19 protein-coding genes are annotated in these 24,603 nt (G+C 41.2%); 13 read left to right on the forward strand and 6 right to left on the reverse strand.

The window, feature by feature from the left end; translation table 11 throughout:
- Positions 1 to 29 precede the first annotated feature (29 nt).
- Complete coding sequence (locus tag F968_RS13210) at positions 30 to 923, forward strand: alpha/beta hydrolase (protein ID WP_004793797.1); 894 nt, start codon at positions 30 to 32, stop codon at positions 921 to 923.
- Between the two features lie 27 nt (positions 924 to 950).
- Positions 951 to 2,615, forward strand: a complete 1,665-nt coding sequence (locus F968_RS13215) for a GMC family oxidoreductase (RefSeq protein ID WP_004793799.1) — start codon at positions 951 to 953, stop codon at positions 2,613 to 2,615.
- Between the two features lie 65 nt (positions 2,616 to 2,680).
- Here F968_RS13215 and F968_RS13220 read toward each other — a convergent pair whose 3' ends face one another.
- The 3 genes from F968_RS13220 to F968_RS13230 all read right to left on the reverse strand — a co-directional run bounded on the left by F968_RS13220 (position 2,681) and on the right by F968_RS13230 (position 7,790).
- On the reverse strand, positions 2,681 to 4,879 hold the full coding sequence (locus F968_RS13220; RefSeq protein WP_004793801.1) for an OsmC domain/YcaO domain-containing protein: 2,199 nt from the start codon (positions 4,877 to 4,879) through the stop codon (positions 2,681 to 2,683).
- Between the two features lie 252 nt (positions 4,880 to 5,131).
- On the reverse strand, positions 5,132 to 6,412 hold the full coding sequence (locus F968_RS13225; RefSeq protein ID WP_004793803.1) for an OprD family outer membrane porin: 1,281 nt from the start codon (positions 6,410 to 6,412) through the stop codon (positions 5,132 to 5,134).
- 31 nt (positions 6,413 to 6,443) lie between these two features.
- Positions 6,444 to 7,790 carry an MFS transporter gene (locus tag F968_RS13230; protein ID WP_004793804.1) on the reverse strand — a complete coding sequence of 449 codons (1,347 nt, stop codon included), beginning with the start codon at positions 7,788 to 7,790 and terminating at the stop codon, positions 6,444 to 6,446.
- 373 nt (positions 7,791 to 8,163) lie between these two features.
- On the opposite strand from F968_RS13230, the gene F968_RS13235 reads away from it, so the two are divergent.
- From F968_RS13235 to F968_RS13255, 5 genes are all read left to right on the forward strand, one after another.
- Entirely contained in the window at positions 8,164 to 9,849 is a 1,686-nt protein-coding gene (locus F968_RS13235) for an arylsulfatase (protein WP_004793806.1), read from the forward strand.
- A gap of 25 nt (positions 9,850 to 9,874) precedes the next feature.
- Positions 9,875 to 10,828: a formylglycine-generating enzyme family protein gene (locus F968_RS13240; RefSeq protein ID WP_081399666.1), complete on the forward strand. Its 954-nt coding sequence runs from the start codon at positions 9,875 to 9,877 to the stop codon at positions 10,826 to 10,828.
- A 12-nt stretch (positions 10,829 to 10,840) separates the two neighbouring features.
- Positions 10,841 to 12,028, forward strand: a complete 1,188-nt coding sequence (locus F968_RS13245; RefSeq protein ID WP_004793809.1) for an OprD family outer membrane porin — start codon at positions 10,841 to 10,843, stop codon at positions 12,026 to 12,028.
- Positions 12,029 to 12,260: 232 nt separating this feature from the next.
- Positions 12,261 to 13,337: an aromatic ring-hydroxylating dioxygenase subunit alpha gene (locus F968_RS13250; protein WP_004793810.1), complete on the forward strand. Its 1,077-nt coding sequence runs from the start codon at positions 12,261 to 12,263 to the stop codon at positions 13,335 to 13,337.
- 12 nt (positions 13,338 to 13,349) lie between these two features.
- Complete coding sequence (locus F968_RS13255) at positions 13,350 to 14,294, forward strand: PDR/VanB family oxidoreductase (protein WP_004793812.1); 945 nt, start codon at positions 13,350 to 13,352, stop codon at positions 14,292 to 14,294.
- A 43-nt stretch (positions 14,295 to 14,337) separates the two neighbouring features.
- On the opposite strand, the gene F968_RS13260 is transcribed toward F968_RS13255, so the two are convergent.
- From F968_RS13260 to mhpT, 3 genes are all read right to left on the reverse strand, one after another.
- Entirely contained in the window at positions 14,338 to 15,030 is a 693-nt protein-coding gene (locus F968_RS13260; RefSeq protein WP_081399546.1) for a GntR family transcriptional regulator, read from the reverse strand.
- Between the two features lie 123 nt (positions 15,031 to 15,153).
- The gene (locus F968_RS13265; protein WP_004793816.1) at positions 15,154 to 15,609 is read right to left on the reverse strand and encodes a MarR family winged helix-turn-helix transcriptional regulator; all 456 of its coding nucleotides are present in this window, start codon (positions 15,607 to 15,609) and stop codon (positions 15,154 to 15,156) included.
- A 70-nt stretch (positions 15,610 to 15,679) separates the two neighbouring features.
- Positions 15,680 to 16,912 carry a 3-(3-hydroxy-phenyl)propionate transporter MhpT gene (gene mhpT, locus F968_RS13270; protein WP_004793819.1) on the reverse strand — a complete coding sequence of 411 codons (1,233 nt, stop codon included), beginning with the start codon at positions 16,910 to 16,912 and terminating at the stop codon, positions 15,680 to 15,682.
- Positions 16,913 to 17,160: 248 nt separating this feature from the next.
- Here mhpT and F968_RS13275 point away from each other — a divergent pair, with 248 nt between their 5' ends.
- The 6 genes from F968_RS13275 (at position 17,161) to F968_RS13300 (ending at position 24,599) form a co-directional block, all read left to right on the forward strand.
- Complete coding sequence (locus F968_RS13275; protein WP_171056853.1) at positions 17,161 to 18,000, forward strand: p-hydroxycinnamoyl CoA hydratase/lyase; 840 nt, start codon at positions 17,161 to 17,163, stop codon at positions 17,998 to 18,000.
- A gap of 37 nt (positions 18,001 to 18,037) precedes the next feature.
- Positions 18,038 to 19,489, forward strand: coding sequence for an aldehyde dehydrogenase (locus tag F968_RS13280; protein ID WP_004793820.1), 1,452 nt, complete (start codon positions 18,038 to 18,040; stop codon positions 19,487 to 19,489).
- An 82-nt stretch (positions 19,490 to 19,571) separates the two neighbouring features.
- Positions 19,572 to 21,458: a feruloyl-CoA synthase gene (locus F968_RS13285; protein ID WP_171065151.1), complete on the forward strand. Its 1,887-nt coding sequence runs from the start codon at positions 19,572 to 19,574 to the stop codon at positions 21,456 to 21,458.
- A gap of 75 nt (positions 21,459 to 21,533) precedes the next feature.
- Positions 21,534 to 22,673, forward strand: a complete 1,140-nt coding sequence (locus F968_RS13290; protein WP_004793822.1) for an acyl-CoA dehydrogenase family protein — start codon at positions 21,534 to 21,536, stop codon at positions 22,671 to 22,673.
- Between the two features lie 81 nt (positions 22,674 to 22,754).
- Positions 22,755 to 24,005 (forward strand): OprD family porin, encoded by a 1,251-nt coding sequence (locus F968_RS13295; protein ID WP_004793823.1) that lies wholly within the window; start codon positions 22,755 to 22,757, stop codon positions 24,003 to 24,005.
- A 57-nt stretch (positions 24,006 to 24,062) separates the two neighbouring features.
- Entirely contained in the window at positions 24,063 to 24,599 is a 537-nt protein-coding gene (locus tag F968_RS13300; RefSeq protein ID WP_004793824.1) for a DUF3237 domain-containing protein, read from the forward strand.
- The last annotated feature ends 4 nt before the right edge of the window (positions 24,600 to 24,603 follow it).

Raw genomic sequence — 24,603 nt, forward strand, 5'->3', positions numbered from 1 at the left:
TGTCATTAGGCTTAGTATGAGTCCTTATTATGAAGCAGCTTCTTGCATGGACTATTCGTACCACACTACGTCCAGCTTTATCCCCTAAAACACCACTAAAGCTACAACGTTTTTGTAGCGATGCAGCCAGTGCAATTGTGCTTGGGCCACGTGGCTATAAAACAAAAAAGCAAACCATCGCTCAAGTACCGACAGTCCATATTCAGCCCAAAACGACTCAATCAGGACGCGGCATTTTGTATTTACATGGCGGAGGCTATGTGGTGGGTAGCTCAAAAAGTCACACTAAGCTTGCTGCTCAAATCGGACATGCAGCTCAAGCACAAGTCTGGTTACCTGAATATCGCCTAGCCCCAGAGCACACAAGCCCTGCTGCTATTGAAGATGTAATTGCAGTTTATAAAGCTTTACTTGCTCAAGGACAAGATCCGAAAAAACTCGTAATCGCTGGGGATTCTGCTGGCGGCGGACTGAGTTTAAGTACTGCAATTGCAATACGAAATGCGGGGTTACCGTTACCAGCGGCATTAGCTTTACTTTCACCTTGGGTTGACTTAAGCCTTTCTGGAAGCAGCATCAAAACTCATGCTGCTCAAGATGCGATGTTGTCAGAGGAATGGTTAGCTTGGTGTGCAAAAAACTATTGCGGACAAAAATCGGCAACCGATCCAACCTGTTCCCCACTCTATGCCGACTTAACTGGATTACCGCCTGTTTTAATTCATGTCGGTACAGAAGAAGTCTTATTAGACGATGCAAAACGCCTTGCTGAACAAACTGAAAAATACGGTATTCCGACGAACTTGAAGGTTTATGACCGAGTCGGACATGTTTTTCAGTTCCACGCGGGTATACTAAATGAATCTAATGACTCGATTGAGCGCATTGGGCAATTCATTGATAAACATACACAGTCAATATAAAAATATCGCCAGAGAGGAGTCCTCGGCATGACAACAAACAATTATGACTATGATTACCTCATTATTGGTTCAGGCTTTGGTGGTAGTGTTTCTGCCTGCCGTCTAACCGAAAAGGGCTACTCTGTTGCTGTAATGGAAATGGGGCGACGCTGGGAAGCTAAAGATTTTGCTAAAAATAACTGGAATACCCGCCGCTGGATTTGGCGCCCGGGCATGAAACTTTTCGGTTATTTCAACATGCGTTTTTTTCGCCATGTCACCATTATTTGCGGTAATGCTGTAGGCGGTGGCTCAATTACCTATGCCAATACCCTACTTGTCCCACCTGAACATATTTGGGATGAAGGCACATGGGCAGATGCGGCGGACTGGAAAAAAGAAATGCCACAGCACTATGCTGAAGCAGAACGTATGCTTGGGGTGACTGATAATAAAATTTTCGGTCCTGCCGACCACATGCTAAAAAAAATGGGCGACGCAGTCGGTGTTGGGCATACATTTAAACCGACTCGTGTTGCAACCTTTTTTCCACCCGAAGGTGAACAAGGCGGCAAGACCTACCCAGACCCTTATTTTAACGGCGAAGGTCCAGACCGCGGAACCTGTACCGCATGTGGCGGCTGTATGACGGGTTGTAAACACAACGCAAAAAATACCTTAGATAAAAACTATTTGTACTTTGCCGAAAAAAATGGTGCCAAGGTTTATGAAGAAACCAAAGTGGTTGATGTTAAACCACTCAATGGTAAAGCCGATGGCAGTGATGGCTATGAAGTCACGACTGAGTGTTCAAGCTCATGGTTTAACAAACAGCGCCGTACTTGGCGTGTTCGTAATGTGATTTTCTCGGCATCGTCCTTGGGTACTCAAGAGATGTTGTTCCGTTTAAAACAGTCCGGTTCTCTGCCAAATATTTCTGATGACTTGGGTAACCGAGTACGTACCAATGCTGAGTCGATTTTAGGCGTTCGCTTTTTTGGTAAAGATGTCGACATGAGTAAAGGTGTTGCCATTGGTTCAAGTATTTACCTTGACCATGACACTCACATTGAAGCGACGCGTTACCAAACTGGTTCAGATGCCATGGGCCTCATGTGTACTTACATGGCTAAAGGTAAACCGGGTTGGACGCGTATATTCTTTTGGTTATGGGCCTTAATCTGCCATCCATTTATTTTCCTTCGCATGAGTAACCCTGTCAGTTTTGCACGTCAGACTTTAATTTTCTTAGTGATGCAAACAGCAGATGCCTCCATTAACATGCGCTTGAAACGTAATTGGTTCTGGCCTTTTGGTAAGGTGTTATCGAGCGAAGGGAAAAAGCTACCTGTTTATATTCCGCAGGCCAATGCATTTACTGAAAAGGTCGCAAAAATGTTTAATGGTCACCCAATGACGACCATTACTGAAATTTTGTTTAACGTGCCTTTTACAGCTCACTGTATGGGTGGCTGTGCAATTGCTTCAAGTGCAGAGCGTGGCGTGGTAGATGGACAAAACCGTGTCTTTAACTATAAAAACTTATATGTTGTAGATGGCTCAATGTTAGGTGCAAATTTGGGGGTTAACCCAAGCCTTACCATTACAGCTCTTGCGGAACGTGCAATGTCTTATATTCCAGCTAAACATACTTTGGATGAGCAGCAAGATCATCAATTAGAAACTGTAGAACTAGCAAAAGTCTCTGCTTAATCTAGCAATTTGTTTTATAAAAAAAGCCTATTTTTAAATAGGCTTTTTTTATTTCGCTTTTTAAATTACATCGCTACGGCTTTAGCACGAGCTGCATGCAACTTTTTATAGCTCTCGATCAGACGTAAATGGCGATCAAGTCCTTCTAGTTTCATGCTTGTTGGCGTTAAACCATAGAAACGAACGCTACCATCGACAGAACCTAATACCGCGTCCATTCGTGTATCACCAAACATACGGCGGAAATTCGTAAGGTAATCTTCAAGCTCTAGTTCTTCATCTAACATCACTTCAAGCACCACGTTCATGCACTGATAGAACAAGCCACGCTCAACGGTGTTGGTGTTGTATTGCAAGTAAGTTTCGACAAGCTCTTTTGCTTCTTCAAACTGTTGTAAAGCAACATAAATCAGCAATTTCAGCTCTAAAATTGTGAGCTGTCCCCAAACTGTATTGTCATCAAACTCAATACCAATCAGCGTGGTGATTTCTGTGTAATCGTCTAGCTCACATTCTTCTAAGCGCTCAACCAACGCCTCAAGCTGCTCATCATCTAAACGGTGTAGATTTAGAATATCTTCACGGAATGAAAGTGCTTTATTGGTATTATCCCAAATCAAATCTTCAACAAGATAAATTTCTGAATAATCTGGTACTAAAATACGGCAAGCAGTCGCACCTAAGTGCTCATAGACTGCCATATATACTTCTTTGCCCATTTCTTCGAGAATGCCGAATAATGTTGCAGCTTCTTCTGCATTCGATTCTTCGTCTTCGCCAGAAAAATCCCATTCCACAAAGTCGTAGTCAGATTTAGAACTAAAGAAGCGCCAAGAGACCAAACCGCTTGAGTCAATAAAGTGCTCAACAAAGTTGTTTGGCTCAGTGACCGCATTACTTTGGAAAGTCGGTTGAGGTAAATCATTTAAGCCTTCAAAACTACGGCCTTGAAGTAATTCAGTCAGACTACGTTCTAACGCAACTTCAAAACTTGGATGCGCACCGAAAGATGCAAACACACCACCCGTGCGTGGGTTCATTAAAGTCACACACATTACAGGGAACTGACCGCCTAGTGATGCATCTTTAACTAATACAGGGAAACCTTGCTCTTCTAAACCTTTAATACCGGCAACAATACTTGGGTATTTTGCTAATACGTCTTCAGGAACGTCTGGAAGTGCAATTTCACCTTCTAAAATTTCACGTTTAACAGCACGCTCAAAAATTTCTGACAAGCATTGAACTTGAGCTTCTGCCAAAGTGTTCCCAGCACTCATACCATTACTTAAGTACAAGTTTTCAATTAAATTTGATGGGAAATAGACAACTTCACCATCAGACTGGCGCACAAAAGGTAGCGAGCAAATACCACGCTCTACGTTGCCTGAGTTGGTGTCATATAAATGTGTGCCAAGTAGCTCATCATCTGGGTTATAAATCTCAAGACAGTATTCATCTAAGATTTCTTTAGGCAATTCACCATTTGGACCCGGTTTAAACCATTTTTCATCTGGATAATGCACAAATTCAGCATTGGCAATATCTTCACCCCAGAACTGGTCGTTATAGAAGAAATTACAGTTTAAACGTTCAATAAACTCGCCCAATGCTGACGCTAAAGCACTTTCTTTAGTCGCGCCTTTACCATTGGTAAAACACATCGGAGATTGTGCATCACGAATATGTAATGACCATACATTTGGGACAATATTACGCCAAGATGCGATTTCGATCTTCATGCCCAAATTTGCCAAAATAGCTGACATATTGGCAATGGTTTCTTCTAGTGGCAGGTCTTTACCTTGAATATAAGTATGGTTTTCAGAAGTTAAGCTTGGCAATAGCAAGGCTTGTGCATCTGCATCAATACTTTCGACTTCTTCAATAATAAATTCAGGACCCGTTTGAATCACTTTTTTAACAGTACAACGGTCAATCGAACGTATAATCCCTTGGCGATCTTTCTCTGAAATATCGGCTGGTAATTCAATTTGAATTTTAAATGTTTGTTTGTAGCGGTTTTCAGGATCAACAATATTATTTTGCGATAAACGAATATTATCGGTTGGGATATCTCGAGCGGCACAATACACTTTTACAAAGTACGCTGCACACAATGCTGATGATGCTAAAAAATAATCAAATGGGCCCGGTGCCGAACCGTCACCCTTGTAGCGAATTGGTTGATCGGCAATTACCGTAAAGTCATCGAACTTAGCTTCCTGTCGAAGATTGTCGAGATAATTAACCTTGATTTCCATGCTGGCACCTAAATATTTTTATGTGTCAGCACAGACACATAAAATTCTAAATATTGAAAAATAAGCCGAATCACAGCGAAGAAATTGACTTAAAAAAATGAGAGATTAAAGCCATGTGTTTAATGAGAGACTCAATTGGCTTTAATAAGATTGGCGCTATTATAGAGTGATTTTGTGCAGTTGATAACTAAAGTTAAAACATTGATGGTCACAATGTTTTAACTTGTCTTAAATTTAGTTAAATATTAATCATTAAAATTTAAAGGTGTAATCGACATTCAAACGCGTTTCATTTGCCGAGTGGAATGTCATATTCGTTGGCATATCGTTGCGGTAGTGAGAAAAACGAGCTCTCATTCCCAAACCTTTCAACTTACCTTCAGGAATTTTATAGCCCAAATCAAATTCCATCGACTCTTCTTTAAAACGCTGATCGCCGTATTGCAATAAATCAATGTCTTCGCCTTTTGCATAGCGGGTCATAAAGCGTAGTCCATTTAACGAAACATCACCTAGTCGCGCATTTTTAAAGTCATATTCGTAACGAATCGAATAGACTTTTTCGTCTTTATTTGAATAGTCAGAGCTCATAAAATCAAGCACGACTGGACTTTCTGTTCCTGACAAAAATGGCAGACCAGTTGAACCAAAAGCCTGCATGTAGCCCAAAGAAACTGTATGGTTTTGATAGTTCAAACCAAATAAACCACTAATATGGCGGTTATCGACTTCTCCTATTTTTTTGCTTCCAGTTTCTTCACTATTAAAAAAACGTACATCACTTAAAAAATTAAGCTGATCATTTAAAGGCTGCTTACCGTTAAAACCCAAAAACTGTTGCTGGTAAATATCTTTGAGTTCAGCATGGTAAGCCCGTAGACGATAGTCCTTTAACTGATAGCTTCCACCCAATGTATAAAAAGAATCGGTAGTTGCCGCTTTGTCAAAACGATGGTTGATATTGTCTGTTCCAACATCGGTATAACGAATTGAATCGCGCTGACGCACTTCATCAACATAAAAGCCTTCGAGTTGAAGATTTGGAATTTCATTTGAAACAAAACGGATACCACGGTAAGTCTGTGGAAACAAACGTGCTGGCGATGAAAATATAGTCGGTAATTGTGGAACTAAATCCCCTACAAAAAGCTCATTTTTTCTAAATTTAGCCTTCCCCGTAATGCCAATTTTTCCATAATAATCATCACGCGAGTTATCGGTATTCACTGGTAATAATCCACTACGCGCATAGTCATCAGCACGGCTTCCCATCAGATTAAAACCTGCCATTGCCAGTACATCTACACCAAACCCAACTGTCCCTTCGGTATAACCAGACTGTCCTTTAAAAATTAAACCCTGCGCCCAGTCTCTGGCTGCTGTATAGGGATATGGGTCTTTTTTATAGTCTCGGTCAAAGTAAAAATTACGTAGTGTCAGCTCAGCTTTACTGTCTGCAATAAACTCGGCATGCACAACTTGACTAAATAATGGGCACAAGCATACCCCCACCCATAATGGTGTCTTTTTCATTTTTTATCTCAACTATTTAATTTTTAATGGATTAAGGTGCTGTTTTAAGAGAGTAGTTTTGCTCTTTTTGACTGCGGTAAAAAGCATTACCTAAACTTAAAATCAGGAAAATAGCCAAAATAAACACCACACCGTAATAGGCATACAGTGTTGCGGGTGCTATACCTTTATCCAGAAAAATGCCTGCGACCGTTGGCGATAAAATTGCCCCAATTCGTCCAAAACCAATTGCATAGCCCACACCGCGACTACGAATTTCGGCATCATAAATTGTTGGAGAAATCGAATATAAACCTGCCACACAGCCATTAATGAGTGTGCCGAGTAATAAGCCGACTATGAGAGCAATACTCACTTGAGCCGAGACTGCGACAAACAGGAAAACACATGCAGACGTTAGTCCTAAAAATAGACTTAAGGCATAGAAAATTTTCATGCGTGATGCCAATAAACCAATAATGGCTGCACCGAAAATCCCACCAATACTAATTAAAATACCGGTACTTACACCTTGTTGTGGTGACATCCCCATTGAAATAAGAATTTTTGGTGTCCAGCTCATCACGAAGTAAAAGCCAAACATCACTAAAAAGAATGCAAACCACAAACAAAGTGTTTGAAATCCAAGTTGTCCAGCAAATAATTTGCCTAGTTCACTACCATTTTGCGTACTGATTTTTTCATAACGCGGCATAATTGGTAATTCATTAAGCCCCATACGATTTACAGTTGCATTAATTCGTTCTAGTGCCTGTTTTGGTCGTTTCGCGAGTAAATAATCTAAAGATTCTGGTAATAACCATGCGCTGATTAGCAGCATTGCAATGGTAGTCACCCCACCTGCTAAAAAGATTGAACGCCAACCTAAATGCTCAATCAATGCCAGTGATAGCACTCCACCGAGTGTCGCGCCAATTCCATAACCAGTAGACATCAAACTCACTGCAAGACTACGCCAACGAGCATTGGCATATTCACTCGCCAACACATTACTGCTGGCAAGAATCCCACCTACCCCAATTCCGGTAATAAACCGAAGTGCAGCTAATATGCCGTGGCTTTGTACTAAAGCACAGCCCAACATGCTAAGACCTGCAATGACAAGACAAACCAAGATGAGTAAACGACGACCGATTTTATCGGCTAAAGGTGCGAGAAAAATGGAACCGGCAGCCATTCCAAAAAGGCCAGAACTGAGCAACAAGCCAATTTGCGCCCCTGAAAGTGACCATTCTGCTGACACCGATGGCGCGGTAAAAGCCATCACCATCACATCGAAGCCATCAATAATATTGAGACAAATACAGATCAAAATGACGAACCATTGATAGCGGCTCATGTTGTTTTGATTGATCTCACTTAGAACGTCTCTTTCCATTTGTGTATCTCCCAATGTGGATAAGAGATACACACGACATTGCCGATAAGAGCGATTGGGTGGTTATGCATATCCGTATCCATAATGACCTAGAGGAATATTTGTTTTGGAGCATCCTGCTCTTTTTCTATACTGAATATTTGGATCCAAAAAATCAACTAAAATTATAAACGTATTATTAAAAACTCTATAAACACATAAATTATATAAGTATAAAATTATTAAAAACATAAAATTAGAATGCTTTAATATTTTTATGGATCCATATTAAAAAATCTATTATGATCGATTCCAGAGCATTTTTTAGCCAAAAAAGTTCAGTTTATTTTTATGGAATGCAAGATGCATTTTCAAACTTCAAAGGATTGTTGTTATGAAACTCAAAAGAGTAAGCCAGCTTACATTGGGACTTTTTTTTGCCAGCCAATTGTTTTACACAGCGCAAGCAGCACCTCCAAAAAATCAACAACCACCTAACATCATGATTATTTTGGCCGATGATCTTGGTTTTTCAGACATTAGCGCCTATGGCGGCGAAATTAAAACTCCTCATATTGATAGCCTGTTAAAGCAAGGAAAAATGCTTTTTAATTTTCATGCTTCATCAATGTGCTCACCGACACGTGCGCAACTTATGACAGGTGCAGATAACCACTTGGTGGGTTTAGGTGCCATGTATGAAACGTCAAAACGACAAGAAAAATTGGTTGGCGCCGATAGTCCGCGTGCACTACTCAAAATTGATGGATATTCAGGTCACTTAACGCAAAATGCTTATACACTCGCAGAAATTTTAAAGACTAAAGATTATTACACCTTCATGGTCGGTAAATGGCACTTAGGTTATGCTCCCGAACAAAACCCTAAAGCCCGTGGTTTCGATCAATCTTTTGCCCTGCTCGATGGCTTCGATTTACACTTTAAAGACCAACCTAAAAACTATCCGCGTAACACCCAGTACACTGAAAATGGTCAAAAGGTTACTTTGCCTGACAACTACTACTCAACCGACTTTTTTACACTAAAAGCCTTTGAGTACTTAGATAAAAATAAAGCACAAAAACCATTTTTTGCTTACCTCGCCTATACGGCTCCACACTGGCCATTACAAGCACCTGCTCATTATAGAGACTTATACAAAGGTAAATACGATCAAGGCTACGATGCAATTCGCAAACAACGCTTTGAACGTCAAAAGAAATTAGGATTAATTCCTGCAAATGCAGAATATCCAGTCGAGCGCGGCAATCAAGCTTTAGGGACCCAAAGCTGGAATGAACTCACCCCACAAGAGCGCAAATATGAAGCGCGCAAAATGGAAGTTTATGCTGGCATGGTCACTCAGTTAGACGATCGCGTGGGTGATGTCATTCAGTATCTTAAAAAGCATCATTTATATGACAACACTTTGATTGTGTTTATGTCAGATAACGGCGCTGAAGGTGGTGATCACAATTTCCCAATGGGTGATGCTGACAATCGTTATGAAAATATAGGCAACGCCAGCTCATATGTTTATATGGGGCCACGCTGGGCCGAAGTAAGTAGCACACCATTTACCCACTGGAAGTCCGCCGCTTCAGAAGGCGGTGTGCGAGTTCCATTTATTGTTAAATCGCCTGTGCAAATTTCTAAACAACGTGGAATAAACAATAACTTTGCGACAGTCAGAGATATATTCCCAACTGTGATGGAGCTAGCTGGCATTCAAAATAATCAAATTTATCCGGCCACAAGCACCAAAATCAAACCATCTGGCTTTAGTCTAATCCCTGCTTTTAAAAACAATAACGCCCGTATTCGACCTGTCAATTATTATGACTTCAAAGAATTACATGGCAGCCGCTACGCTAAAAATGATGAATGGAAACTCATTGAAAACTCACCTTCTAAATTTAAAAGCCACGGCTGGGAACTCTACAACTTAAAAACAGACTTTAATGAGCAACATAATGTTTACGCAGAACATTCCGAGATCGTCAAAGTCTTAAACGATAAATATCTAAGATATGCCGATGAAAATGGTGTCGTGGATTTTGAGCAATACAACAAAAAGTAGAGAAAACCAGATGAAACAGATCATGATGCTTTCATCGTTCCTATTACTTTGTGCATGCCAAAAAACCACGCCTCAACTAGAACAGACCACCTTATCCGACTTAGGTACTCAAGCTAAATGTTCTTCTTATTCAGGCCTTCCTTCGAGTTGGCCTAAAAATAAAGAAGCTGGTATGGTCAAACTTCCGCAAGGAAAAATTGTTTTAGGCACCACACAAGGTTATGAAGATGAACGCCCATTAAACTTACAGGCAACTTCAGTTCCCGCTTTTTTAATTGATGCAACTGAAGTCACCAATGCTCAATTTCAAGAGTTTGTTAAGCAAACGGGTTATGTCACCGATGCAGAAAAGCAAGGTGGTGCAGCTATGTTTGTACAGCCAGATCATCCAGTTGAAGAACTACAGTGGTGGCGATTTGAAAAAGGTGCCAATTGGAAACACCCATGGGGCCTAAATAACCCTAAACAACCAGCACCTCATGAGCCCGTTCGGATGGTGACATGGAATGATGCTTATGCTTATGCAAACTGGCTGGGTCACGACTTACCGACTGAGCTTGAGTGGGAATATGCAGCCAAAGGTTTTCAACAAAACTCCGATATTGGCCCTACTCATGAAGGCCATATTGTAGCCAACTTCTGGCAAGGTGAATTTCCATACAAAAATGTTCAGGAAGATGGTTTTAAGGATGTTGCCCCTGTTGGCTGTTTTAGTAAAAACCCATTTGGTTTATATGACTTGATCGGCAATGTATGGGAATGGACGCAAACACCCTATACAGGTCCAAGGGATCATCATATGGGAGATCCATCGAAGTATCGGCAAAGTCACGAACAGATTTTGCAATACACCATTAAAGGTGGATCTTATTTATGCGCGACCAATTATTGCGCGCGTTATCGTGCTGCCGCGAGGCATCCACAGGAACTCGACCTTGCAACCAGCCATGTCGGATTTAGAACAGTAAAACGCTTTTAAACGGATTTAAAAATGAAGCATATTTTTATTTATGGGATTTTATTCTCAGGGACAACCCTTGCCTGCTGTTTAGTTCATAGTGAAGCAAATGTTAATTTTCAAAATACACTCACACTCAAAACATTCAACTTCGACAGACAATATGAAAATGGCACTAGTCCCGATACTCATAGCCTGAGCCAAGGCTTGATCTATCGTGGTGACTGGTCAACAAAACTTAATGAGGTTCAGCTACACCTCAATCCAAGCATTCAATACGCATATCGCCTAAGTAGCGACCAACACACCAATGATATGGTCCTACCCTTTAACCCTAATACCAAGAAACAAGCACAAGACCAAGTTAAATATGGTCTAGGGACTGGAATTGAATATCAAAACTTTCGCATGAATGTAGGTGAAATCACTCCCGATTCACCACTTACGCCACAAGTCGATACACATCAATTGCGCGTGAACTACAAAGGCTTGGAATTAAAATATAAGACCCCACAACAAAATTTCGAGCTGGGTTTGATTAACCGCTATTCGCCAAAAAATGAAGAGGATTATCAGAAACTTGCCATCTCAAAACATGAATCTGATGGGCTTTACTTTTTCCAGTGGGATGGGAAAACACCTCGATACGACTGGAAATTTTATAATGGTTACTTAACCGATCTCATTAATCAAAGTTACTTTGCTTTTGATTATCAATGGACAAAACAGCACACCACAAAATTACGTGTGTTTCGCCACGACGATGTCGGGAAATCAAAGCTTGGTGAATATGACAATACATCTGTAGGGGCCATGCATTTCATCAAACATGGCAACTTTACAACCGGCATTGGCTATCAAGAAAACTTTGGTAAAGATGGTATTCCAAAACTCGACAATATGCCTATCCCGCACATGGTGAACTGGACCTTAGGCGCGTTTACCAAAGCAGATGAAAAGTCTTATCATTTCGTTGCCTCGTATGAATTTAAAGATTACATCCAGGGTCTAAAAGTGACCTATAAATATATTTATGGCGACTCTTTTCAAACCATGAATCAAAATGATTTTGAGCAAGAAAGTGATGTGCTGGTTCAATATGATCTCAATGCTTGGATTAAAAATCTTAAGTTTCTTTTCTTAAATATTAACTACGATACCAAACACGGCAAAAGTCTGGATGAACAGCGCATGATGCTTCACTACACCGTTAATTTCTAAATTATCACTCTCCATAATGGCCTCAACCATAGCCATTATGGATCCAAATTAAGATTAATAAAAATTTCCTCCTGAAAACTCAAAGAAATATAAAAGCCTTTATTAGCAAACATAAAATACAATTCCATTAATTTTAAAGAACAATATTTTTTTAAAAATATACTGCTTATCAATTGACCATTATTTTTATTTATTATAAATTGGATCCAATAAGTGATAAGGAGTCGTCACAATGTTTATTAAAAATACTTGGTATGTAGCCTGCCGCCCAGAAGAAATCCAAGACAAACCACTAGGTCGCACCATCTGTGGTGAAAAAATTGTTTTTTATCGTGGCAAAGAAAACCAAGTTGCTGCCGTTGAAGATTTTTGTCCCCATCGCGGTGCCCCACTTTCACTTGGTTATGTCGAAGATGGCAATCTCGTGTGTGGTTATCATGGCTTAGTGATGGGGTGTGACGGAAAAACTGTTTCAATGCCAGCTCAACGTGTTAACGGTTTTCCTTGCAACAAAGCATATGCAGTTATTGAAAAGTTTGGTTTTATTTGGATATGGCCAGGCGAGAAAGCTTTAGCAGATGAAGCAAAACTTCCAACTTTAGAATGGGCAGATCACCCTGAATGGAGTTATGGCGGAGGCCTGTTTCACATCCAGTGTGACTATCGTTTGATGGTCGATAACCTCATGGATTTAACCCACGAAACTTATGTTCACTCAAGTAGTATTGGGCAAAAAGAGATTGATGAATCATTGCCTGTGACTAAAGTTGATGGCGACCATGTAGTTACCGAACGCTATATGGAAAATGTGATCGCACCTCCATTTTGGCAAATGGCTCTTCGTGGCAATCACTTAGCAGATGACGTTCCTGTTGACCGTTGGCAACGTTGCCATTTCTTTGCGCCAAGTAATGTGCATATTGAAGTGGGTGTAGCACATGCTGGACATGGTGGATATAACGCACCAAATGACAAAAAAGTTTCTTCAATTGTGGTCGATTTTATTACGCCGGAAACTGAAACCTCACATTGGTATTTCTGGGGAATGGCACGCAACTTCCAGCCTGACAATGCTGAACTCACCGATCAAATTCGTGAAGGCCAAGGCAAAATCTTTACTGAAGATTTAGAAATGCTGGAGCAACAGCAGCAAAATATTTTAAACAACCCCCATCGCAAGTTACTGATGCTCAACATCGACGCAGGCGGTGTGCAGTCTCGTAAAGTGATTGAGCGACTACTTGCCGAAGAAAATAAAACACTTCCTGAAACGTCCGCGCAGAAGTTTCCAAACATACGGATTATTTAACGGAGCATGAACATGGACGTTATTATTCAAAAAATTCACCAGCTCACCCCGACCATTCGTGCTTTTGAATTGATTGCAGCAAATGGTACGGAGCTGCCAAGTTTTGAAGCAGGTGCACATATTGATGTGCATCTGAAAAACGGCCTAACTCGCCAATATTCACTTTCAAACTGCTGCACTGAAAAGCACCGTTATGTGATTGGCGTTTTACATGATGCCAATTCACGCGGCGGCTCACGCTGCATCCACACTGAATACCGCGAAGGCGACCATTTAAAGATTGGTGAGCCGCGTAATTTATTTGAAATTCACCCTCACACAAAGCAGGCGGTTTTATTTGCGGGTGGTATTGGTATTACCCCTATTTTATCGATGGCGTATCGACTTAAGTCGGCCAATATTCCTTTTGAATTACATTACTTTGTTCGTAGTCATGAAATGATTGCCTTCTATGGCAACTTAACCGAGCATTTTGGTGACCGAGTTCATTTTCATATTCAAGACCAACCAGACACGGAATGTAATATGGCAGAGGTTTTGGGCCAAGCTTCACCTGATAAACACTTATATGTGTGTGGACCTACAGGGTTTATGCAGTTTGTCATGAACTCGGCCGAACAAGCAGGTTGGCATAACGAACAGTTACATCAAGAGCATTTTGTCGCTCAAAAAGTAGATACGTCCAAAGATGAAGCTTTCACGATTGAAGTTAAAGGTACGGGCCGTCGAATTGAAGTATTACCAGAGCAGACTGCTACTGAGGCATTAATTGCAAATGGTTTTGATATTCCTGTTTCATGTGAACAAGGCATTTGCGGTACCTGTATTACCCGCGTGGTAGGGGGTACACCCGATCATCGTGATATGTTCATGACTGATGAAGAACATGCTTTGAACGACCAATTTACGCCCTGCTGTTCTCGAGCAAAAACTAAACATCTTGTGATTGAACTTTAACTCGAAAGTTCCTTTATTCAAATATAAAGGAACTTATTTCAGCTTAAGCACTGAGAACATTCTTTAGCGTTTCACCCAAAATTACTACACTGCTGTGTTCACGCATTAAAGTTTCAGCACGCCCTGCCTGACGATGTACCAACGCATCGAAAATCGAACAATGCTGTAAATGCGCATAGTGCAAACGGCGATATTCCGACAAAGCTTGGTTCTGGTCGTAGGTAATGGCTTGAGCAGAAGCCATCGGCAATTGATTGTTTTTTGCTAAAGCTTGTATGAGTGCGACGTTTTGTGCGCCCTCAATAATCGTGTCATGAAAGATGACGTTAAAATGGTGATAACGTTCTAGTTCAACATCGCCAAATTCGTCTTTATCATTAAAGAGTTTTTCAGTTTCTTGAATGCAATGTTGCAGCGTCTTTTTCTGCTCTTCGCTTAAGCCTTGTTCTGCCAAAGTTTTCGCAGCCAATCCTTCCAGCACACCTCGCACTTCAAGTGCATCATGAACAAGTTGTTCTGAAATTTCACGAACCGTGTAACCACGAGTTGGGTTTTTAATGAGGAGGCCTTCTTGCTCGAGCAACCGAAAGGCAATACGAACAGGCTGCCTTGAAACGCCAAGTAACTCGGCAGTCGGAATTTCGGCAATTCTGGCACCGCCTTCAAGTTCCCCTGAAATAATCATTTTTCTTAGTTTAAGTAAAACTTGTTGTCCTGAAGACATTCGCTGCCACACATCACCAAAAACGTCACTTCGATGCTAGCAAGTTCATTTGTAAAATGAAATAAATTTTCTGTGTGAATCAGTGCTTAAGCATTTCTAGTGAGTTTAAGAAATTAAACCGCACCCTACACTCGATTAAAGGTTTTTAAGATTATTCACCATAATATCGAGGTTGTTACGAATTAAATAAGCCAAGTTAATATCAATACCTTCCAGCATTTTTTCTTCGACTTTTAAAACAACTTCATTACATTTATTTAGCTTATCAACACCGCTTTCAGTCAGCGTAATTAAAATACGGCGGCCATGTGTTGGGTCTGGTTTTTTCTCAATCCAGCCATTCACCAGTAAATCTTGCAAAATTTTGTTGGCCGACTGCGGCTTAATGAAAGACCGCTCAGCAAGCTTGGCATTAGATACATTACTTTTTGAAGCTAAAACAGAAAGCGCAGTAAATTGCGGCAAGGTAATCTCAAGCTCTTTTAAATGTTCTGTTAAATGTTTACTAATAATTCTGTCAACACGAGCAATCATGTAACTTAACTTAGGCTCATCTTCTACTTTTTTTTGAACTGAATTCGAACGTACCATAACCTTTCAATCATCATAAGAAAATCTGTAATGAAAGTATGAGGCGCTAACCCCATACTTTCGTTAAAACTTAGCGAGCACCTGAGCTTTGTACTAAATGTACAGGCTGTTTAGGTTTTTTGACAAGAAGTAATGCAGAGATCGCTGCAATTAAAATCACTGGGATACTTGAACCAATCACAATGGTCGAGCTTTGTCCAAGCGACAGTAAAAAACCAGCCATTAAAGGCCCTGCAAAAGAACCAATACGTCCAATTGCAACTGCCGCCCCTACTCCAGTTCCACGCATTTCAGTTGGATAATACATGGCAGCCAACCCGTATAGTGCCGATTGTCCACCCACAATAAATAACCCACAACCTACTGCCGAAAGTGCAAGTAAAGCAACGGTTGGAGAAATGGCTAAACAACAAAGCGAGAATAAGATACCTAGATAAATCAGCTTAATGACAAAACTCATGCGTAATTTATCAAGCAATACACCCATTAAGATTGAACCTAAAATTCCGCCAACGTTGTAGCCCATCTGTACATAGTTTGCTTGCAGCTTCGATAAACCTTGTGCCCCCATGAGTAGCGGTAACCAGTTCAACAAGAAATACAACACGACTAATGTGCAGAAAAAACTTACCCAAAGCTGAATGGTCGACATACGGCGTTCTTTGGCAAATAAAACCTCAAAGAATGGTGTCGTTTTTTGGGCCTGCACTCTACGTTGCAGGTAATCATTTGATTCAGGTAAAAAGCGCATAATCAGTGGAATGAGTAAAATAGGCGCGATACCACCAATATAGAAAATATGACGCCACTCTGCATCGCCTGCCAACGACATGGCAACCACAGAAGTAAGTAATCCACCAAACGGAATGCCACTATACATAACACTTACCGCTTTGCCCTTGTGCTGGTCAGGCACAGCTTCAGAGGCAAGTGTAATCATCATTGGAAGTGCCCCGCCCATTCCCAATCCGGTACAAAAACGAATGAGTAATAACAAACTAAAATTGGCGGCATAGGCGGTTAACAAAGACATCATTCCAAAAAGTAAAATACTAAAAATCAGAATTTTTTTACGCCCAACAATATCTGCAAATCTACCGCCTAATATTGCACCCGGTAGTGTTCCTAAAATTGCAGCACTAAATGCCCACGCCATCTGACCATTGTCTAACATAAACTCTGCCCGCATTCGTGGAGCGGCTACCCCCATCGATTGAAGATCAAAGCCCTCAAAAATTGCTATGGCAAAGCACAGTAGCAACGTGATTTTTGCCCTTGCGGACTGTCCTAATATTTTTTCCATTGTGTTGTCCCTTATTGACTAGTCGTTCCATTTAGCCCTTTGTGTATTATTGTTTAAACACACCAAAAATATCAGTTAAACTTACTAAAAAATCAACACATTTTTATATTAAATTATTTATAAATTTAATTATTTATTAAAATACAATGAATTATAAAATATTTATGAAATTTTATAAAAAAGACTTGAATGTAAGTTTAACTGATATTAAATTAAATCCCAGAACAGCTAAAAATCATTCAAGGAGTATGAAGATGAGTTATGAAAACCGCTGGGAAACAGTAGATGTTAAAGTTGAAGATGGAATTGCATGGGTTACCCTAAACCGCCCAGAAAAGAAAAATGCCATGAGCCCAACACTCAACCGTGAAATGATTGATGTGCTTGAAGCGATAGAACTTGATCAAAATGCACGTGTGCTTGTGTTGACAGGTGCAGGTGATTCTTGGACAGCAGGCATGGACTTGAAAGAATATTTCCGTGAAGTCGACACTCAGCCTGAAATTTATCAAGAACGTATTCGCCGCGACTCATGCCGTTGGCAGTGGCAACTTCTTCGTATGTATTCAAAACCAACCATTGCTATGGTTAACGGCTGGTGCTTTGGAGGCGGTTTCTCACCTTTAGTGGCTTGTGACCTCGCAATTGCAGCAGATGAAGCAACTTTCGGTTTATCTGAAATTAATTGGGGGATCCCACCGGGTAACCTTGTAAGTAAAGCAATGGCAGACACTGTTGGTCACCGTGCTTCTTTGTACTACATCATGACGGGTAAAACCTTTAGTGGTAAAGAAGCCGAAACGATGGGTCTTGTGAATAAAAGCGTACCGCTTGAACAGTTAAAAGCAGAAGTGACTGAGCTTGCAAACTGTCTACTTGAGAAAAACCCTGTGGTTCTTCGTACCGCTAAAAATGGATTTAAGCGTTGCCGTGAACTTACTTGGGATCAAAACGAAGATTACTTATATGCCAAGCTCGATCAATGTATCCACCGCGATACAGAAAATGGTCGCCAAGAAGGTTTGAAACAATTTTTAGATGAAAAATCAATTAAACCGGGTTTACAGAGCTATAAACGTACTGGTTAACTTTTGATTCTCTAATGGCAATGTAAGGACACAACCCATGCAAAATGTACAGTTACTTATTCACGGTCAATCTGTTAATGCATCAAATCAGGCAACTTTTGAGCGTATTAGCCCAATTGATGGATCAGTGGCAACTAAAGCCGCTGCTGCAACTTTGGAAGATGTTGATCGTGCAATCGATTCGGCACAACAAGCTTTCAAAGTATGGTCGAAACTCTCGCCTACCGAACGCCGTTTACACTTATTAAAAGCAGCCGATTTAATGGACCAAAAGACCGAGCAATTCATTGAAACTGGAATGCAAGAAACAGGTTCAACTGCAACATGGTATGGGTTTAATGTTCACCTTGCTGCCAACATGTTACGTGAAGCCGCAGCAATGACCACACAAATTGACGGAAGCTTAATTCCGTCAGATGTGCCGGGCAATCTTGCGATGGGTGTGCGAGTTCCTTGTGGTGTGATTGTAGGGATTGCGCCTTGGAACGCCCCTGTCATTTTGGCAACACGTGCGCTTGCTATGCCTTTGGCTTGTGGAAACACAGTGGTATTAAAAGCATCGGAAGCCTGCCCAGCAACACATCGTCTCATTGGTGAAGTGTTACATGAAGCAGGTCTTGGCGAAGGTGTGGTGAATGTGATTACGCATGCCGCCGAAGATGCACCACAAATTGTTGAGCGTTTAGTGTCTCATCCAACCGTGAAACGTATTAATTTTACCGGTTCAACCAAAGTCGGAAAAATTATTGCCGAGACTGCTGCTAAATATTTAAAACCTGTTTTACTCGAATTGGGTGGCAAAGCCCCTGTCGTGGTTTTAAATGAAGCTGATATTAATGAAGCCGTAAATGCAGTCGCTTTTGGAGCGTTCTTTAATCAGGGTCAAATTTGTATGTCGACCGAACGTGTTTTGGTTCAAGACAATATTGCCGACCAATTTATTGAAAAACTGATTGAGAAAACCCGCTCTATTCAGGCAGGTAATCCAACTTCAAAAGACAATGTACTCGGTGTTTTAGAAAGTCGACGCGCTGCAAACCGTATTCAGCATTTGCTGGAAGATGCACAAAACAAAGGTGCTGACTTACCTTTAGGCATTCATATTGAAGACACCACCATGCAACCGACGCTGGTGCTCAATATTAAACCTGACATGCTGCTTTACCGTGAAGAATCATTTGGGCCTGTGTGCACCATTCAACGTTTTTCAAGTGTTGAAGAAGGCATAGCACTGGCAAATGACAGCGAGTTTGGTCTTTCTTCGGCAGTGTTTAGCCAAAATATTTCGCAGGCATTGGAAGTGGCTAAACAAATTGATTCGGGTATTTGTCATATTAACGGCGCGACCGTACATGACGAAGCTCAAATGCCATTTGGTGGAACAAAATCGAGTGGTTACGGACGTTTTGGTAGTAAAGTCTCTGTTGCCGAATTTACCGAACTACGCTGGATCACCATTCAGACCCAATCACGTCATTACCCGATTTAGTCAGGCTAATGCGAACACAGACATATTAAATAAAAATTGCATGATGCAAAAAAATAAAGCGCAGTGATGCGCTTTCCATGGAGTGAAAGAAATGCAAATGAATGCCACTCAATCACAAGACCGCGAACGGTTCGTAAAATTAGGGCAACATGATATTCATTATCACCATAAAGATGACACGCTCTATATCAGCCCAAAAGAGCAATTAAAACCGTATCCACAAAAACTGACAGATCGGTTAATTCATTTTGCACAAACTAAACCAGACCATATTTTTGCAGCAAAACGCAATGCTCAAGGTGAATGGGTCAAACTGAGTTATGCAGAAGTTTTACAACGTGCATGGCATATTGCTCAGGCTTTGCATGAACGTAAGTTAAGCCAAGAAAGACCTCTGGTCATTTTAAGTGGTAATGATCTTGAACATTTAACACTGTCTATGGCTGCCATGCTGGCAGGTGTGCCTTTCTCTGCTATTTCCCCTGCCTACTCTCTTATTTCTCAAGACTTTGGCAAACTCAAACATGTGTTTGAAGTACTTACACCTGGTATGGTCTATGCCAGCGATGGACAAGCTTTTGCCAAAGCCATTCAGGCATGTATTACATCCGACATTGAAGTGGTGACCAATAAAGGGATTGTGGGCGATCAGATCTGCACATCTTTTCAGTCACTGTTAGATACGCCTGTTTCAAATGTTCAAGAGTTTTATCAAACCCTTGATGAAAACCAGATTGCCAAATTCTTATTTACATCAGGTTCAACCAAATTGCCTAAAGCTGTACCAACCACGCATTTAATGTTGTGTGTTAATCAGCAAATGTTATTACAGACTTTCCCTGAGTTTGAAGAAACACCACCTGTCCTACTCGACTGGCTATCTTGGCACCATACTTTTGGCGGCAGTCACAATGTCGGCATCGCGCTTTATAACGGCGGTACCATTTACATTGATGATGGCAAACCCGTTGCAGGAAAATTTGATGAAACCATTCGTAATCTGAAAGAAATTTCTCCAACCGTTTATTTAAATGTGCCAAAAGGTTGGGAAGAGCTCACCGAGGCTTTAGAAAAAGATGAAGAATTAAGAGACCGCTTTTTTGCCAAAGTTAAAATTTTATTCTTTGCAGGTGCAGCGCTTTCAGAAGCGGGTTGGAATAGACTCGATAAAATTGCTCAGCAACATTGCGGAGAAAAAATTCGCATTATGAGCGGATTGGGCATGACCGAAACTGCTCCCTCTTGCGCTTTTACAACCGGCCCACGTGTGATGGCTGGCTTTATTGGTTACCCTGCTCCGGGATGCGAAATTAAGTTAGTGCCATGTGGTGACAAACTTGAGTTTTGTGTTCGTGGCAAACATGTCATGAAAGGTTATTGGCGTTTAAAGGCAGACCAACAAAGCACTGTGTTTGATGATGAAGGCTTTTTCCATACTGGCGATGCTGTTCGTTTAGTCGATGTGAATGATCCAACTAAAGGTCTAATGTACGACGGACGAATTGCCGAAGACTTTAAACTTAACACGGGTACTTTTGTGAATGTCGGCACACTACGCAATAAAGTGCTCATTCAAGGTAATTTACTGGTTCAAGATGTCTGCATTACAGGTTCAAACCTAAATGCTGTTGGTTTTCTGATTTTTCCAAAACTAGATGCTTGTGCTCAACAAGCTGGCCTTAAGCTGGGTGAACATTCTGCAACAGAGATACTACAGCATCCTAAAGTCCAGCAATGGTTCCGCCAATTTTTAACCACCTTTAATAAAGATGCGACCGGTAGCTCAAATACAGTCTCAATGCTTTATTTAATGACCGAGCCACCTCAACTCGATGCAGGTGAAGTGACCGATAAAGGCAACCTCAATCAAGGCAATATTACCAAGCGTCGTGCTGCTTTAATTGATGAACTTTATCAAAAGCAAACTGATAACCCGTTGATTATTCGGGTGCCCACCTTAAAGCAATAAGCAATTGAAATAAAAAAGGAAGCTCAAACTTCAGTTTGGGCCTTAGCCTCACTTTTGCCTAAAAAAAGGTTCAACATGCCACACGATACAGAATTTGAGCTCTTTCGGGACAGCTATCGCAGGTTCTTAAAAGAACAGGTTGCTCCGTATTATGAACAGTGGGAACACGATGGCCTTATCCCACGTGACCTATGGCTTCGTCTTGGGGAAAATGGCTTTTTGTGCGTCGATGTGCCCGAGGAATATGGCGGTTACGGCGCTCCTGTTCATTACTCACTCATGCTGGTTCAAGAAACTGCTCAAGCTGGCTTTGCATCTTTGGCTGTTGCCATTGGCGGGCAAAATGAGTTGGTCTCTCCTTACCTGCAAAATATTGGAACCGAATCGCAAAAACGTTATTGGCTACCCAAAATGGTGACAGGTGAAGTCGTCACTGCAATAGCCATGACAGAGGCCAATGCCGGTTCAGACTTACAGGCTATACGCACTCAAGCCATTTTAGAAAATGACCACTATCGTGTGAATGGCTCTAAAACGTTTATTTCAAATGGTTTGCATGCTGACCTGATTGTTCTGGTAGCAAAAACAGACCCTCAAGCCAAAGCAAAAGGCATTTCGATTTTTTTAGTTGATGCTGCATTAGACGGCGTTAAAAAAGGTCGCTCTTTACAAAAAATCGGGCTGCATGCCCAAGATACAGCTGAACTATTTTTTGATGATGTCTGTGTGCCTATCACACAACGTTTGGGGGAAGCAGGACAAGGCTTTGCCTATTTAATGCAAGAGTTACCTCGCGAACGTTTAAGTATTTCCATGATGGCTTTGGGATCCATTTTGGGGGCTATTGAAATCACTAAAGACTATGTACTAGAGCGCAAAGCTTTTGGGCAACCCTTAAGTCAAATGCAAAATACGCGGTTTGTGCTCGCAAACGCACACATCAAGGCCAAAGCTGCCCAAGCTTTTGTAGACCAATGTGCAGCCCTGTATCAACAACACCAGTTAAGCGTCACTCAAGTTGCAGCATTGAAATGCTTTATTACCGATGTCCAATGTGAAGTGATTGATCAATTACTTCAGCTTTTTGGTGGCTACGGTTACATGCAGGAATACCCGATTTCACGCTTTTTTGTGGATGCGCGGGTACAGAAAATTTATGGGGGAACCAATGAAATTATGAAAGAAATCGTAGCCCGAGAACTGCTCGGAAAATAATTCGATTTAAAACCAAACAAGGCAGACAGAACAGTCATGCTTTGTTTAAAACAAAAAAATGTTATTTCAGGAAGAAATGCTATGTCGAAATTATGGATGTACTCTACCATTATGCTCTCTGGTTCAGTGTGGGCTGGCAATTTTATTGATAACAGCTCAGTAGAACTCACCACACGAAATTTCTATTTTGACCGCGACTATCAAGAGCAATCCGCTTACCCTGCCGCCAAGGACTGGACACAAGGGTTTATTCTTAAAGCCAATTCAGGTTATACCGAAGGGACTGTCGGTTTTGGGCTGGATGTGCTTGCAACGGCAGGCTTTAAACTCGATGCCGATGCCGAGCACGGAGGTACAGGAAACTTACCTAGAGACACCCGCACCAACGAACCTGCTGACTCTTACGGAGAAATTGGCGTTACAGCAAAAGCCAAAATGAGCCAGACTGAGCTACGCATTGGTACGCTCATGCCCATGAACCCTGTTTTAGTGGCGTCACCTGCTCGTTTGCTTCCTCAAACCTATCGAGGCATTTCACTGACCAGTAAAGATATTAAAGATTTTGATTTACAGGCAGCCTATCTCGATAAAGTGAATCATCGTGATTCGACCAACTATGAAAAAATTAAAATTTCAGGCGTAAATGGACGCTTTAAAAGTGCTGAAACGGATGGACTCTATTATTTAGGTGGAAACTATCAGTTTAATCCTGCACTCAAGCTCACCGCTTTTTACATGGATGTTGATGATCTTTATAACCAAACCATGGTCGGTGCATTACACCAACACAAAATTAATGACACCACCAACTTTAGCTCACAATTACGTTACTACCGCAGCCGAGATGACGGACAAGCAAAAGCAGGCTTAGTTGATAATGACCTTTACCATGCGCATTTCGAACTTAAACATCAAAACCATAAATTTATTTTTGGAACCTTCCAACATCACGGCGACACAGCTTTTCCATATTTGACTGGCGGTGAAACCGGACTTCTCATTGATACATGGCCGGGCGAGTTTTTAAACCCTAAAGAAAAAGCCTATAGCTTCCGCTATGAATATGACTTTAAAGATTATGTACCGGGTTTACGTTTTATGACCCGTTACACCACAGGTCATAATATTTATGCACCCAACTTAGGCGGAACCAATTTAAAAGAACGCGAAACAGACTTTGATTTAGGCTACACCGTTCAAAGTGGCTGGTTAAAAAATCTAGGGCTACGTGCGCGTTATGCCATTTATGACAACAACATGCTCTCTACAGCGAACATCAAGCCTGTAAACGAAACTCGTATCAACATCGACTACACATGGAAATTTAAATAATTCAAAACAAGAGGTTCTGTCACATATAGAACCTCTTTTTATTTCGGGAAATTCATCATGAAGAAAGTTGTAACGCTACTCTGCGGAATTTGTCTCATTAGTCTGACTCATGCCGAAACGCAATATAGCCCGCCACCTATTCAGCTTGAGCCTTTAGCAAAATTTAGTGTTGATCTAAATGCGCCTGTTTGGGAGTTAGGCACCACCAGTGATGCAGGTAAACGCCGAATTATTCCCATTACAGGTGGGACATTCGAGGGCAAATCACTTAAGGGCCGCATTTTAAATAATGGCGCAGATTGGCAAATTGTCGACAGTAAAGGATTGGCCATTATTGATACGCGATATCTGTTAGAAACCGATGACGGTGCACTCATTTATCTTCAAACCAAAGGTTACCGACATGGCTCAGCAGAAACACTAAAACAGCTTGCTCAAGGCAAAGATGTCGACCCGAAAAATTACTATTTCAAAATTACCATGCAGTTTGAAACCAGCTCACCAAAATATTCATGGCTCAACAAAACCGTTGCGGTAGGTAGTGCAATGCGTTTGGGCAAAGCGGTTATTTATGATGCCTACACCCTGAAATAATAAT

This window comes from Acinetobacter sp. NIPH 817 (genome assembly GCF_000368405.1).
Taxonomy (GTDB): Bacteria; Pseudomonadota; Gammaproteobacteria; order Pseudomonadales; family Moraxellaceae; genus Acinetobacter.